Origin of the sequence: Erysipelothrix sp. HDW6C, assembly GCF_011299615.1 — a bacterium.
GTDB lineage: Bacteria > Bacillota_I > Bacilli_A > Erysipelotrichales > Erysipelotrichaceae > Erysipelothrix.
In genome coordinates this window covers 1,677,256-1,693,077 of sequence record NZ_CP049861.1, presented here as the reverse complement: position 1 = coordinate 1,693,077, position 15,822 = coordinate 1,677,256, and the positions used below count along the sequence as shown (strand labels likewise).

General features: G+C 38.9%; 6 protein-coding genes. 5 read left to right on the top strand and 1 reads right to left on the bottom strand.

Annotated features, from left to right (window positions below; translation table 11 throughout):
• Window positions 1-11: 11 nt before the first annotated feature.
• Window positions 12-3,401 carry a hypothetical protein gene (locus tag G7062_RS08120; RefSeq protein WP_166065412.1) on the bottom strand — a complete coding sequence of 1,130 codons (3,390 nt, stop codon included), beginning with the start codon at window positions 3,399-3,401 and terminating at the stop codon, window positions 12-14.
• 464 nt (window positions 3,402-3,865) lie between these two features.
• Between G7062_RS08120 and G7062_RS08115 the strand changes: the two genes are divergently transcribed.
• The 5 genes from G7062_RS08115 to G7062_RS08095 all read left to right on the top strand — a co-directional run bounded on the left by G7062_RS08115 (window position 3,866) and on the right by G7062_RS08095 (window position 15,648).
• The gene (locus tag G7062_RS08115; RefSeq protein WP_166065411.1) at window positions 3,866-4,375 is read left to right on the top strand and encodes a hypothetical protein; all 510 of its coding nucleotides are present in this window, start codon (window positions 3,866-3,868) and stop codon (window positions 4,373-4,375) included.
• Window positions 4,362-13,529: a DUF6531 domain-containing protein gene (locus G7062_RS08110; protein ID WP_166065410.1), complete on the top strand. Its 9,168-nt coding sequence runs from the start codon at window positions 4,362-4,364 to the stop codon at window positions 13,527-13,529. Before G7062_RS08115 ends, G7062_RS08110 begins: the two co-directional genes overlap by 14 nt.
• Window positions 13,530-13,537: 8 nt before the next feature.
• The gene (locus G7062_RS08105) at window positions 13,538-13,732 is read left to right on the top strand and encodes a hypothetical protein (RefSeq protein ID WP_166065409.1); all 195 of its coding nucleotides are present in this window, start codon (window positions 13,538-13,540) and stop codon (window positions 13,730-13,732) included.
• A gap of 302 nt (window positions 13,733-14,034) precedes the next feature.
• Window positions 14,035-14,382, top strand: a complete 348-nt coding sequence (locus G7062_RS08100; protein WP_166065408.1) for a hypothetical protein — start codon at window positions 14,035-14,037, stop codon at window positions 14,380-14,382.
• Between the two features lie 327 nt (window positions 14,383-14,709).
• The gene (locus tag G7062_RS08095) at window positions 14,710-15,648 is read left to right on the top strand and encodes an IS30 family transposase (protein ID WP_166065407.1); all 939 of its coding nucleotides are present in this window, start codon (window positions 14,710-14,712) and stop codon (window positions 15,646-15,648) included.
• Window positions 15,649-15,822 lie beyond the last annotated feature (174 nt).

Below are 15,822 nucleotides of genomic sequence, written 5' to 3'. Positions count from 1 at the left end.
TTCAGAAAGACTTAGTCGCGTTTTCGGTATTTTGTAGAAAGTACGTTATATCCAAGAATTGCGATCCCAAGACCGACAAAGTAAAATGGAAGGACGTTTTGTGCAATACCTGTAGAAGGTAAAGTTGGTGATGGTTTGGTTTCATCAATAATTGTGAGTGTAACTGTATTCTCAGCCAAGATGCTGCGACGTGTTCCATCACTGTAACTTAGGTTGACGGTGTAGACACCAACTTCAAGTTTATTCATATCGCCTTGAAGCTCTAAGGCAATCGTTGCTTCGGGAACAAGGACGCCATCTTTATGGGCAATGGCACCAACATTTAATGTTAGATTATCCATAAAGGTATTGGATGTCACTGCTGTTTGAGCATCCCGAAGGTTCATGGTTACATTATTACCACTCACATCATAACGTGGTGTCTTTGTATAAATGAATTGAACAGCTTGTGCTTCAAGCGGTGAAGCCTCATTAACGGCAACTGCATACGATGCGTAAGCAATTCGGTTGTCAATGGATTCAAGACCGGTAAGGTTTGTTTGATCCACTTGAAGGGGCACTTCAAACGATATTACAGATTCAAGAATACTTGCACTGCCTGTTTTCATTACAATTTTATAAGAACGGATGCTTGCAAAGTCACTCACTTCATTTTCGTTAAGCCATGTTTGATCATCAACGAGTGAGAGTGGAGGAATACCATTTTGAATAGATCCGATATTCGCATCAAGGATGCCATTTACGAGCGGTTCTTTGGATGTGCTGTAATAGACATCAAATGCATTTGCATATGCCTCAGGTAACACTATTGGTCCTGTAAGATTCATATCGAACTTCGATTGGCGAGCATCATCATTCAGGACGAAGGTGTCTTCGCGTGTTGGCAACACTCCAATTAACACAAGAGACTTCATTGGATTTGTTTTGTTGTTATGAACGGACAGTGTCATTGTTGCACTACCGTTTTCATAGACCTCAATACTTGGTAAACCTTTGATGTTTGCGGATGCAAAATATTCATAGGCTGAAGTATAGGTATAGCTATTATCGGTTACATAAACAAAATCATTGCTAGGCTCGTTGCCGTTGAAGTGGTAGGTATCCTCTTTCTTTAATGTAAAGGTACCATTTGCGTTGCTTGTATCAGCAACTTCAAAGTCTTCAGCAAGATAACCAATCAGTTGTAAATCAATCTTGAAAGGTGCGTTTTCACTTACAGTTACAGGGATTTCGATACGCGTATAGGAATTCGGGTGAAGACTGTCTACGGTATATTCAAGTTTGATTAAGGTCTTTCCTGAACCTTGATAGTTTGTGTCGAGGACACTTACAGTACCACCCGTAGCTGCACTCACATCATTCAATACAATCCCTTCACCGATTAATGCATAAGAAGTGAGGGGGCCGCCGATACGTTTGATCGAGGAAATATCATTGATGATGTCCATACGTAATGTATTTGAACCCGATTTAATGAGATTTGAAGTGGTATTTGCTAACGATATATTTGAACGAACATACCGTGATTTACCTTCCGGTGCACGAATAACTTGTGCAGTTTTTGGACTCAAGCGTGATTCCACACCCGCGCCAATTTCACGATAGGAGCTTGCTCGCACATCTGCAGGAACATTGTCTGATTGTCCCGTAACAAGATAGCCCTCGGAATCCCATCCTGCATAAGCCATTGCAGATTTTGATTCAATTGAACCAATGTATCCTTCATCGACCGATGTATAGAATCTAAGGTTTGTCGATGTAATCCCTGGAAGAATATTTTGCCATGTTGTGTATTCAACATTATCAACAAAGATTGCTTCTTCATTATCATGGAAATGCATCCAAAGGACTTCCACTTTGCGTGATGGATCAATACCCAATTCTTCCGCAGTATAGAAGCGGCTCACAGCAACGGAATCGAGTCCCTGAGTCCATGTATCCTCACCAACATATTTTATGCTAATGGAATATTGTACAGATTGCCCAGGTTCCAAGGGTGCCATTGGATACTCATTAGCCGCTCTGGAAACAAAATCACCACTATACATACGTGTAATATTGATGTTTTCATCGGGCATAAAGAATACATCATACGAATTGAGCCCGTATTCAGGGTTTGTGGCGCCAATCGATGTTAGATAGAATCGCCATCCCAAGTTCGCACCATCATAGACAGAAGGGTCGTCGTTGGCAATCCAACCCAATCCACCAAGTCCATCTTTGGGCCCACTAAATACGGATGTAAGGGCTGTTTCGCCGATCAATGGTGGTGGTGTAAATTCATAGTTGGGTGAAACCATTGTCTTAGCAATCGCTGTAAATGATTGGGTGTGACCATCCACAAACGTAATTGAAGCAACAGCTTCGTTATTGACGTATGAGAAATTGACGAAGTCACCATCAACCTTTACGTCAAGTGTGAAATTAATGGATACATAGTATTCCTCAGACTGATTTGTGTTTGCTGGGAAAGTCCATGTATAGGTTTTTCCGTTTACAACTGGCGTTACACCGGATGTATCGCTGATATACTGTAAACCTTCTGGCAATGTGTAAGAAATTTTTAAATCAGAGTTTGCTTGCAGCGCGAGTGATCCTGCAGTATAGCGGTTTACGCTTAGACCAATACCATACTGCGCAGTATCAAGGTAGCGTATGCTTTCACGAGCAACCAAGACCCCATCTTCATCTAAAATACCATTAAACTTATTGGACAATGATGCGTTATAATTTGCAACCAATGTGGTTGTTGCGGATGATTCAACGTCTAGAAGATTATCACCCGTTACTTTCGCTTCCAATGTCAATGCTTCACCGTTCAATGGATACCCATTTTCCGTTAAGATTTTAAGTGTGATGCTAGACTCGAAACCACCTTCGATCTCGTTAAAGTCGTAAGTGAGTGTGTGGTTCACAGCATCATAAATTGGAACGATACCACGAACTTCAAGTTCTTTAAGATTTTGGTCAAAACGAATACTTGTATCATTGAGAGCGTTTGGCAAATTGAGAATCAACCGAACATTCTTATACGAATCTGCGCTTCCTGGCAGGGTAAAGAAAATACGGTATTCAGCAACTTGTCCAACTTCCAATGTATCGCTGGTTGCTTCAACATGAATGCTTGCCTGGAAGGGGGTTATAGCACCACCCGATGAGCCCATTACCCCGATAGGTTCTTGCTCTTTTTCAACAGGTGCAGATTCAGTTTCATGTTCCGTGTTTTTAGTCACAGCTTCACTGTGATCCTCATCTGTAACGGATTCTGTGTCTTCAATGTTAGTTTCTTGGATTGCTTCACTTGGGACTTCAGTTTCTGTATCAGCAAAAACGCGAAGTGACGTTGTGATTAAGAATAGACATAAGGTTAATGACACATATTTAAATATACTCTTTCTCATAGTTCCTCCTTTGGATAAATTGATACCCACAATTATTTTTGGCATCGCCATATCAAGCCCACCATACCAATTCCAATGTTAGATTTGTCAAGTTTGTTATCAAATGTTTGTTTTATGTAATGGACGCACATCAAATCTTCACAAATATAATAAATCAGAAATTTGAATGCGCCTGTCAAAGAAATGATGTTTGAATCGATATGCTCTTATAACCATTCTTCCGGCTTAATTCTTGCCGTTTTATAACGTTATAAACAAAATATATAACAATTATAAAATTATTTATTGAATGTCATGAAGAATTGACGATTTATCCTTTACTTAACCCAAAGCAAACATTATAATGAATGTGATATGCACGTGATAGAATGTGTAAAATATATGAGGGAAAAGCATACGTGATTGCAGAACCAGACCATCTGGTTTTTTGCAATCACGTTTTTATATTGAGGAGAAGAATATTAATGAAAGAATGGATACGTGAACACAAACGAAAAATTGTGACATTTTTAGTAATACTGATCGCTTTATTGCTTTTGTTTTTCCTTAAAGCGTGCAACACACAGAAAGAAACAGGGAGTGCGATTACATTCAAAAATCACGCGAGTGCATCTTTGAACCGCTCTTTCAAACTTAAATTTCGATTGTTAGATTATTTTAAACTTCCGAGTACAGGTCAATACCTTATCGATTGTGATGAAGATGTTGCACAACAACTGCGCACATTCGCACTCGAGTTCAAAGATGAATCGATGGTTTATCGAAGTCTGACCTATGTGGGAACGGAAACGATTCCTGGAATGGATGGATATCGCAGTCTCTCAGAACACTACGATGCGGTGGGTGATATCCTTAACGATATTGCGGATGCAATGGAACTAGAAAATATTGATGAGATTCGTGCGAAGTATGAAGCGTTGCGTGAAACATTGAAATCAATCGAAATCCTGGAGGAAACCTATGAATACAATTAAGAATAAAATGAAAAGAACGCTGTTATCAATTGTTACATTAATGATTGCGATAACACTCATTCAATTAAATCCCCATGAATCTTTAAATATTTATGCGGATGATAAAGGACCTTACTATCAACAAGATATTAACCGTCCCAGTGAAAAGGAGACCGAGGATCAAAAGGTTTCAACAGCAAATGCACAAGAGCCCGAAGTTCGAACAGTAGAAAAAGATGATTATGAATCTTTAACTTTAGCAGGCTTTCGTGAGGATGTATCAAGACGCGAAGAGAACATTAAGGTTTTTGTACGCGATGATGAGGAAAAGAATCTGATATTTATGGATCCAGTTCACGAGTTGGTGGATGGCGAATGGCAAGATATTAAACTTGAATTTGTGGGACTGGACCGCTCAGGGAATTCTCAGATTAGTACCACAAATGAGCGCGCTGTAACGATGAGTGAGTCTGTGGTGGCACTCTCAGACAATAATCGTAAACTGGTCACTTTTGATGTGAAACAGTTTAATTCCCTGACACCTACAACACGTGGTTTCAGTGGAAACAAAACACTATCGACATCAGAAATCATTCCCTTTCAAACAGCCGAAGGTATTACGCCAAAATTAAGTGAGATGGGGACTTCCATCCTATTGGTGGCGGAAGGTAAAGAGGTCGGTAGTCTCAATTTCCGTTTGCGAGGTGATGCATTCGATAATCTTGCAATGAATCCTGACTTGGAATTACACACCCTTGAAACAGGATACGGTGTTTCTATCAAAGCGACCAAAGCTTTAAAACCAGACACACCTTTTGATGTTGATTTAGAGAGTGATGTAACACGAGGTTTTGATTCATCAACTGTTTCGTTATTTGGTGTACGAAGTGGCGCAAATTTCAAGAGCAACAGTTATAACCCAGGCGGTAGTGTCTCAACAGATAATGTAGTTATTGGTAATGGTGATTACAATGATGGTTACATATTTTGTACTGGTATGGACATCTGTGAGAGTCGCAATAACTGGGGAATCATTAGTTTTTACAATGGCCAAAGTTTAGCACCAATCATTGGTCAAAATAGAACTGTCAGTGATGCGAAACTTGTTATGTATTACAATACACATCCAAATGCAAATGATGGTGAGGGTGCTGTTTATCGTACCTATATGATGGATCCAAGCAAGAATTTTGACGTCTCAGATCCATTTAATATTACCTATGACAATCTTCAGACATACCTTGATAACAGTGCGATCGCGACACCCATGGGAGCATCTCAAACGGCTACGGGATATTATGGCACATTAAACTTTGATATTACCGATATCATGCAATCCTGGGAAAACAGTGGCACACACCATGGCATTCTCATAAAAGGTGAAAGCAAACCCGATGGGACATTTTTGGAAGCTGCACATTACTTTCCAAATCACGTCAGCAACATCTATCCTAATGATCGTCCTTATATCGAAATCACGACAGTCAAGCAAGAACCCGTCGATGATAATTTAAGTCTTGATAAAACGACGTTAAGCTTGCGTCCTTTTACGGTCAACAGTCGCAAAAATAACGTAGTTCAGTTTAGTTCGTTGGGATTTGATGGGATAAGTAGACCGGGGTCTGCCATCAAAGTTGATGTCAAGGACAAATCCAATCAAAGTATTTATACAGGAAATACACTTGCCATTGATGGATACCGCCGTTTCCCTCAGTATTCCCAAGAATTGGGCTATGATACATTGGCGGATACGCAAACCTATTACCGTTTGACCAGTAACTATCAAATGCCAAACTTACTTTATAATACAAACTTAAAAATGAATTCATTGTACAAAGTTTCCTATCAAAGCAGTCACAATGGGACGACATCGGCATGGAAGCAAAGCGATGAGTTTATCTTGTATAAGGTCACTGCCTATGATCGTTTACCACGATTGTTGGCGTTTTATGGTATCACAAATAAGACGCTTTTCATGCAAGATAACAATATGGATGATGATCTGCTTGTTGAAGGAAACGTTCTTTTCATTCGTAACCCCTTAAAAAATAAAGATAAAGTCTATCAACCTGCCGCATTGAGTGAAAACGATAAGCGTATGATTGATAACAATCTTTTGGGACGCAATCAACATTGTGTATATGGATACGAACCCATTAACTTTAATACGGGGAACTTCGTTTACTCAAATCCAGATACTGGCTCCATTGATTATGATAAAGAAGTCCTCTTTGAACGTTACTATAATAGTATGGCTGGCGGGAAGGTTGGACTCTTTGGGAGGAATTGGACCCTTAGTCTTTACAAAGAATTGTACTTCTTGGCAAACGGCAACATCGAATTTTCCGATGGAACAGGCCGTATTCTGACATTTGAGAAATCAGGGAATGGCTATGCAACACCTTTTGACTCCAATTACACTATTGAACGCTATGAAATTCGTCGTGAGACAAAACGTGTTGATAACGGCTACTATGATCAAGATGAAACACCCCGTCAAACAACAAAAGAAATTATTCATTATGGTTATAAAATAATAGATCCAATGACTTACGAAGTCATGACATTCGATGAAGTGGGGAATATTACATCGTATGAAAGAAGCCAATATGAACCTGCTTTCACGTATGAGTATAAGGATCATCAGCTCACAGCAATCGTGACACCAGGGGGACGAAAATTCATTATTTCGCTGAATGAGTACGGACTCATTGGGACGATAAAAGATCCTGATGGAAATGTCTTGAATTATGGTTACGATACGAACTTGAATCTTGTGACATTCAGCGATCAAATGGGATATACAATAACATACCGTTACGATGCAAATTCACTGATGCTCTCCTATACAGGGCGTGAACACGACGATACAGTTGTTGTGAATGCCTATGATGCAATGGGACGGATTTCAAAACAAACAGATGCATTGGGCCAAACCTCAACATTTACCTACAGCCGTGATTATACGGATGTCACCAATTATCAAGGCAATATAACCCGCGTCTATAAAGATGATAAGGGATATGCAACAAGAATTGAAGATGAAGGTGTTGATGACTGCATCAAAGTATACGATGCAAAAGGAAACCTCATTCAAGAAACCGTAGAAGACGGCACGACGCTAAACTATGCATACGATGCAAACAATCGTTTGGTTCAAAAAACCAATGCACGCAATCAGACGAAAAGTTATGCATACGATACGAATAATAACGTGGTTAAAATCACGGATTTTAATGGTGATGTAACAACATTTACTTATGATGCAAAGAATCGTATCACAAGCTCAAATTATCCAGATGGAACCTCTGAAGCCAAGACGTACAATGACGCAAACCAAGTTACATATGAGCGTGATATGTATGGTCTTGAAAAATACTATACGTATGCAAATGGTCAAAAAGTTGAATCCAAATTGTCAGATGGTGCTTCGACAAAATACAGTTACACACCTGCTGGAAATTTAAAATCAACAACCGATGAATTGGGTAATGTGACGACTTATACCTATGATGACAGGTCACAACTCGTGCGCATAGATTATCCCCATCACTTTGAAACATTTACTTATGATGGTGACGGCCATAAGGTTTCTCAAACTGATGGAAATGGCAATCGAACCAATTACACTTATGATGGCTGGAGTCGCATCGTTGCTACCCAAACACAAAGTGGTACTACAAACTATGCATATGATGAAAACGGTAATGTTGTAAGACTTGAAGATGCAATGGGAAATGTCGAGTCATTCACTTATGACAGCAACAACCAATTGATTGAAAGTCGTGACAAATTGGGACGTATTTCGACTTTTTCATACGATACCCATGGAAATCTAATTGAGACAGTGAATCCGTTAGGTCAAAGTAAAACATATCAATACGATGCTTCGAATCATGTCATTGCAGAAACATTCATTGACCAAACAACCTCGTATGAATATGACTCCAATGGTAATCGAACCAAGACAATTGATCCATTTATGAGAGAATCAATCAATATCTATGATTCAACGAGTCGCTTAATTGAGAGTATCGATGCTAATCAAACACACACTCAGTATGAGTATCAAGGATCCCGATTAATATCTGAGACTCGGGACGGTTTGAAAACATCCTACACATATGATGTAAAGGGAAACAAGGTCGGTGAACTGAATCCATTAAACCGTCTCACAGAAATGGTTTATGCAAAGAATGGGACAGTTATTGAATCTTCAATTGGAGATAGTTTAACACTGGGTAGTAGTTATGATGGTGAACGTCGCATTCTTTCTAAAACAGATGCTGATGGCAACGCGCGCACTTTTGAGTATGATGGCAACGGAAATGTTGTTAAGGAAACAGATGAAAATGGCAACACTACGACAACAACATATACACATCAAAACCAGGTAGCGACACGCGTTTCACCCCTTGGTTACACATTTGAATATGATTATGATGTCTTGGGTCAAAAAATCGCGGAACGGCAGATAGATATTCTCAATGACACCGTTATTCAAACAGAATACGAATATGATGCCAAAGGAAATATGATTCGTGAAATCGATGCGCTGGGTCGTGTTACAGTTTATGAATACGATGCTCTTGATCGTGTTGTCAGTGTCGATGCATATGGACGAAAGACAACAACAACCTATGATGATTATGGCAAACGCATTAAAGAAGTGAACTACCAAAAAGAGATCACGTATGCCTATGATGCTTTTGATCGTCTCGTTGAAACAACGGACAATCTGGGTTATCAAGAAAAATTAACCTATAATGATAAGCAACAGCTCATTGAGCGCGTGGATGAAAATGGAATGTCCGAGAGCTACGAATACAATGAGTACGGATATTTGGTAAAAGCTACAGATGTTCGCGGACGTGTTTCAACCTTTGAAACCAATGTATTGGGTGAAACCATCAAAGCCACAGATATTTATGGAAATACCTCAACCTATGATTATAACGAACTCGGACAGCTTGTATCTAGCGATGCTGGTTCTTTTGAATTGCGAACCGTATTTGATGCACGAGGACACGTCAAGGAACAGGTTGTAAGTGCACTTCTGCCGATTGTATACGAATACGATGCGGTTGGAAATGTTTTAAGTGAAACTACAGGAGACCACGAGAGTACGCGTGAATACGACGCTGAGAATCGCTTGATTCAGTCTGTAGATGCACTTGGCAATACGACACAAAACGTCTACAACATTCAAAATCAAATCATTGCAACAACGTATCCAGATGGAACTTCAGTTCAATATCGCTACGATCTTGCAGGACGAAAAACAGCGAGTATTGATCAATTGGGATTTGAAACCACCTATGAATACAATGATTTCGATGAACTTATAAAAGAGACAAATCCATTGAATGAATCGGTAACATACGAGTACGACTCGCGTGGAAATCAAATCAAGAAAATTGAATCAGGCAATCAAATCTCATCCAGTACATTTGATGAACGCAATCGTCAAGTAGAGAGCATCAGTCCCAACGGTAATAAGACAACCATGACGTATACAGACTTTGATGCAATTGCGACGCAAACCTACTCAAATGGTTTGAAGCGAACCTACATGTATAATGAATACCAAGAGCTCCTTTCAGAAGGGTGGGAAACACAACCCAAACTAAGAATTGCGTATGTTTACGATACCTTGGGACGTTTGAAATCAAAAACTGATGAATTGGGCAATGTCACAACTATGTCCTATGATTCCAAAGGGAACTTGATCGTGGGTGAATCGTCAGGACTCAAACAAACTCGTGTCTATGATGAGTTTGATCGTCTCATTAAAGAGACAGATGAACGCGGGTTTGCCGTCATGTACAGTTATGATGCAATGAATCGCCTCGCTAAAAAAGAAGATTCTTTAGGTGCGGTTGAAACCTATGCGTATGATGCGCTCGACCGTCTTATTGTAACTGAGAATGCACTGGGTTCAACGACGACAACCTATGATACTATGGGTCGAAAAGTTGCAACAACCGATGCAAACAATGCCACAACTACCTACGAATACGACGAGCGCGGTCAACTCATTAAACAAACCAATGCGGTTGGGAATTTTACTGCCAATCGCTATGATGCCTTGGGTCGCGTCGTAGAAAGCACGGACGAGCGTGGATTCATACAAAAACGTGTTTATGATGCAGCAGGAAATATCATTGCTCAGGAAGATGAACATGGCATTGTGATGCGCTTTGTGTACGACAAAGAATCCAATCTTATTGAAACACGCTACAAAGACGAACGCGTTGAGAGACGAAATTATGATGCAATGAACAATCTGGTTTCGATTACAAATGTTGATGGCAGTAAAGATACAAGTACTTACGATGTTTATGGCAACATTACAAACGAAAGCATAAACGGCCGTAAAACTGAATTTGCTTACAATGAGCGCAACCAACTCATTAAGAAGACAACAGACGATGCAGTCATTTCGTATACCTATGATAATTGGGGTCAAATGCAAAGTGCATCGAACGCCGATGGAACAGTGTTAATCAAATACAACAACACTCAAGATATCATTGAGACACAGGATTCAAATGACAAGCGCGTTCAGTACACCTATGATATTAAAGGGCGTCAAACATCCATTGTTTATCCAAATGGAAAACGCGTTAACTATACATACGATGCCTATGACCGTTTAATCACTGTAACTGACGGCAAAGAAACAACAACGTACGCCTATGATGCACTTGGAAATCCGATTCTTGAAACAAGTAACAATCTAAAAACACAACGGACTTTTGATGCACTCGGAAATCTTGAAACACAAGTTGTTACACAAAACGGAAAAATACTGAGTGAGTTACGTTATGAACGCGATGCACGCAGCAATGTAACTGTTGAAACATTGATAAATGAAGGGGAAACAACGAAGAAAACCTACTCATATGATGCATTAAATCAAATTGTGGAAGAGCGGGTTGTGACAAAGGGTATCGAATCACAAACTAAATTAACGTATGACTTCCGTGGAAACCGTCTGACAGAAACTAAAGTAGAAAACGGAAAATCATCCGTCACCCGCTACAATCATAATCAAAAACAACAACTCGTTTCAGTGGTAGATGAATCCGGAACCATCAACCTTCGTTATGATGACTATGGCAATGTGATTGAAAAGCGTTACTCAAACGGCCTTGTTGAATCATACGACTTTACAAGCAGCAATCAATTAAAATCACTCACAGATAATTATGGTCGTGAAGTAACCTACACCTACGATGCAAGTGGTGAACGAATTGGCCGTAAAGAGTCTATACCGTACAACTATCTTCTTTTGAGACCGGAAAGTGAAGTGTCAGAAGAAATTGAAACATACGATATTGATTCGATACTCGACACAGCGATAGCCGCAACACTGGAAGCGACTGAAAACAGTTATTACTGTACCATTACCGATCGCGATACTACAAAACGTATCGTAGATGAAACCTATGTCAATGATCGAACAAAAGAACATACACAGGTCCTTAACACCTATCGGGGCGAATCATCAGTAGAAGACTATACCTACGGCATTACACGCTTAAAGACAGACACCGACACAGATACATCGTATAACATCATAAATGGAAAATTTGACATAATTGGTAGTGTAAGTGCGAATGATGTAAAGTGGAACACCTATGCCTTAGGAGGTGCTACGTTATCGAAGACAACACCACGATTCGGATATAGTTCAGAGAATCATGATGGCTCCTTACAGTACCTACGAGCACGTTACTACGATACTGAGGTTGGAACATTCTTGAGTCAAGATACCTATCGTGGATCACAATTCGAAGGATTGAGTCAAAATCGCTATATTTATACAGAGAATAACTCAGTGAATAGTACGGACCCTAGTGGTAATTTCTTTAAGTTACCTGTATTAAATATCAAGGATAAAAAGAATAAGGCAACTACTACCAATGGTATTACGGGTGCAATGGGAGTAGCAGGAAAAATTGTAGAAACCGCAAGTTCGAATAATATCAGTTTCTCAGAAGCAACGAAGATGGTGAGCAAGCTTCTTAAATCTATTTCAAATTCAGATGATGGCAGTGTGAAAAAATTCAGAAAAGGCATCACTAAATTTCAAATTGAATCCCTCGCTGCTCAAATTACTGCCAAGGAGAGAGAGTGGCGAGTGCAAGGTAGAAATGATGTTGAAATTGCGAGATTGAGAGTTGAACTGATCAGGAAATACTGCGACACGTTTAATTTAAACATGACATCAGTAACTGAAAGTAAGGCATTCCAAGACCGATTAAATGATTTTGCTGGCTTGCCTAGACAACCCGATAAACTTTCATTCTGGGATTTTATCTCGATAGCATCTTCTAGCATTGTTGATGGCTATAAAGACTGGAGTGCAGAAAATGCTCGATTGAATTGGGAACATTATGGCAAATATGGATTTCAAAATCCTCTTCCAATTATCAATATCAATCCCTTGAAAATTCTTGAATTTGCAATTACGGCACCTTTCAAGATAGGGTACAATATAGCTAGTGGGGTGTATCATTTAGCACTTGGGATTAATGAAGCATTTCACGGTAATTGGGGTAGAGCTGGAAAGTATGTATTAAAGGGAGTTATTGATTTAAGCGGGGCAGTCAGCGATGTAATTCTGCTCGCTACACTCGTTCCCTCAGGTGGTACAACGACAATGCTGGCGACAGGACTCTATCTTTCTATTGTTCAATCTGCTGCTGGAATTGTTAGTTTCACGATTAATTTAGATGAAGGAAACTATCAAGGAGCAGTAGAAGATGTAGGGAATATAGTAGCCGGTGCTTTAAAAGCATCTGTGTTTAATAAATTAGTTGGTATTGGACAGGGGACAGTGAGTCCAAAGGTTGAAGTAGATGCCAGAAAATTCAGTGAATACGCACTAGATCCAAATAACTCAAATGGGAAATCGGAAATATTTAAGTCGTATGGCTATGACCAAAGCAATGCAACTGAATTGGCGGAATTATATCAGTCGCAGGCGTCAAGGAAACTATCGGCCAGTGATTATGTAATTGGGAAAGTGGACCAGTATGGTCAAAGAATTACAATAGATATAACTATTGGAACTGGAACTAATACAACTATAATTAAATCTGGATGGATGCTGAACCCAGATGGAAGTATTAGGTTGTTAACGCCTTTTGCAGGGTTTTCTAATTAGGAGGAATTATGAAATTATTTAGCAAAGTCAGATTAATCACCAATAAATATGATTCAGATGGTGCAAAAAAAAATAGTATTGGAATTGTACTGGAAGTGTATGCTACAGGTGATTATGAAGTGCAATTCCTTGATAAGAATGGGGAACCAAGTGATATATTTTTCTCAGTTCATCCTGATGAAATTGAAAGTTTTGACAACTAACTGAAAGAAAACAGTCTAAAATAGTGCTGTTTTTCTTTTGCCCGCGCTATCTGTTTCTTCCATCGCGCTTGTTATACACAGGTGTTACAAATTCACTATACCGCTACACAACACTAATATTGACAAATGCATAACAGAACGATTTTTCATTATATTTGATTATTACTTGCCCACCCGCCGTTTTCAATACACTTGAAAATTCAGACATATAAATCAGAGAAAAACCCACCCCAATGGATAAAGGTAAAAATCCAGAAGTACCACACACTCCAAACTAGGGGACGGGAACTCTAGATGAGTCGTTGAAGTCCTATAGTAGTTTAACCACCGATGAGAAAAGAATAGTAGATAAACTTCTTTCTGAAGGAAAGAATGGACAACTTATTTCAGAAACACAAAATGTAGGGAAGAGTTTTGACTTAAAGGTAGATGGAATACCTACAGAAATTAAAACATTGAACAGAAATAATATAAATACTCTGGTAACCAAAGTAGGTAGAGCTTTAGAACAATTAAAAGGAGAAAACGGGAAAATAATTTATGACATTTCCCGAGCGAATTTCAGTAGTGATGAAATCAACCAAATTTGGTCAAGGCTAGTTGGAAAGTTCGGACCAGAGATAAAAAATATTGTGGAGTTAATACCATAAATATGGAGGAAAAAGTAAATGAAGGCAAGGTGTAGTTGCAAAAATATGATGAATTCTTAGAAACGAATCCACAAACCGTTAGTGATTGTGTTGATGGAATGCCTCTAGACGGAGTAATGTGGAAATGTAAAGATTGTAATAGGATTTATTTTTTTAGAAAAGGAAAGATTGAAGTTTAACTTTTTGAAAAAGACATTAATGATAGAAGAAATAGTCGGTATGAAAATACCGTTTTTTCTTCTCTGAATTCAAAAGTCAACCGCACCACTAGATGGTGTGGTTTCTTTGTATAATAAAGGAGCTCACCCGTTGAAAAGGAGCTCCCATATGAAGTATAAACAATTAGACACTACAATGAAAGCACAAATTGATGTTTTACTCGCTACAGGTCACTCAATGAGATCTGTAGGTAGAATATTAAATATATCTCATACAACCGTCTCACGATATAAAAACAAGGTTTATAAAAAACGTACCATCAATATTCGCGATAAGTACGAGAAATTTATTAGCTACATTGAGAAACACTATGATCGTCGTTCACAGTCTATTGAAGTCTGCGTCTATCGCTTTAAGAAATACCACAGCAGTGAACCACAGGTATCTGTTCAAAACGTTTACAATTGGATTAACTCGGGTAAGCTCAATTTTAAATCACACAACATGTGCTACAAACGAAGTAAACGCAAAAATCGAGTGAATGGAATGATGAATCATTTGCGCTGGAATCTTGATAATAAGACGATATTACCCATTGGTCTGAGACCAAACCATCTTGAAGTCCGTGAAGAAATAGGACATTTGGAAATTGACTCAATCACTGGAAAACGCAATGAATGCTCGACAATTATCGCCCTTGTTGATCGTTGCACACGTCAGGTATGGCTCATAAAAGCAGACTATACGATTGCTTACTATACATCAAATCTAATCCACAAGTATATCGTAGATAATGAAATTACAGTAAAATCAATAACTACTGACAATGGCAAGGAATTTGAAACGTTGGGAATTACTGCTAAGAAACTTGGCGTAAAATTATACAAGTGTGATCCGTATTGTTCATATCAGCGCGGAAGCAATGAACATGCTAATGGAATCGTTCGCAGATACTTACCAAAAGGTAAATCATTGATCCAAGTTGAGCAGCAATATCTTGATGATATTTCATTTAAAATAAATGCAATGCCTCGAAAAATATTTGACTTTAAAGCGGCTTTTGAAGTAAACTCATATTTAACAAGCAGTGATGCGGTTGAGATTTGAATTAAGAAAGCCACTAAATAGTGGCTTCTGACGCTTTTTAATCCGGTGCCATCTATGTTTACTCAGTCGAATTTTAGGACCGATTTATGCAGTGGCTTCACAAGAAATACAGATTAGTCCGTTGGAGGTCTAACCTATTGTAAATACATATTGGCACATTGTTTTCAAAAAGAC

What these genes read in the sequence shown, in the direction of transcription:
- G7062_RS08120 (WP_166065412.1), bottom strand. Translation starts at nt 3,401, where the DNA reads ATGAGAAAGAGTATATTTAAATATGTGTCATTAACCTTATGTCTATTC.
- G7062_RS08115 (WP_166065411.1), top strand. Translation starts at nt 3,866, where the DNA reads ATGAAAGAATGGATACGTGAACACAAACGAAAAATTGTGACATTTTTA.
- G7062_RS08110 (WP_166065410.1), top strand. Translation starts at nt 4,362, where the DNA reads ATGAATACAATTAAGAATAAAATGAAAAGAACGCTGTTATCAATTGTT.
- G7062_RS08105 (WP_166065409.1), top strand. Translation starts at nt 13,538, where the DNA reads ATGAAATTATTTAGCAAAGTCAGATTAATCACCAATAAATATGATTCA.
- G7062_RS08095 (WP_166065407.1), top strand. Translation starts at nt 14,710, where the DNA reads ATGAAGTATAAACAATTAGACACTACAATGAAAGCACAAATTGATGTT.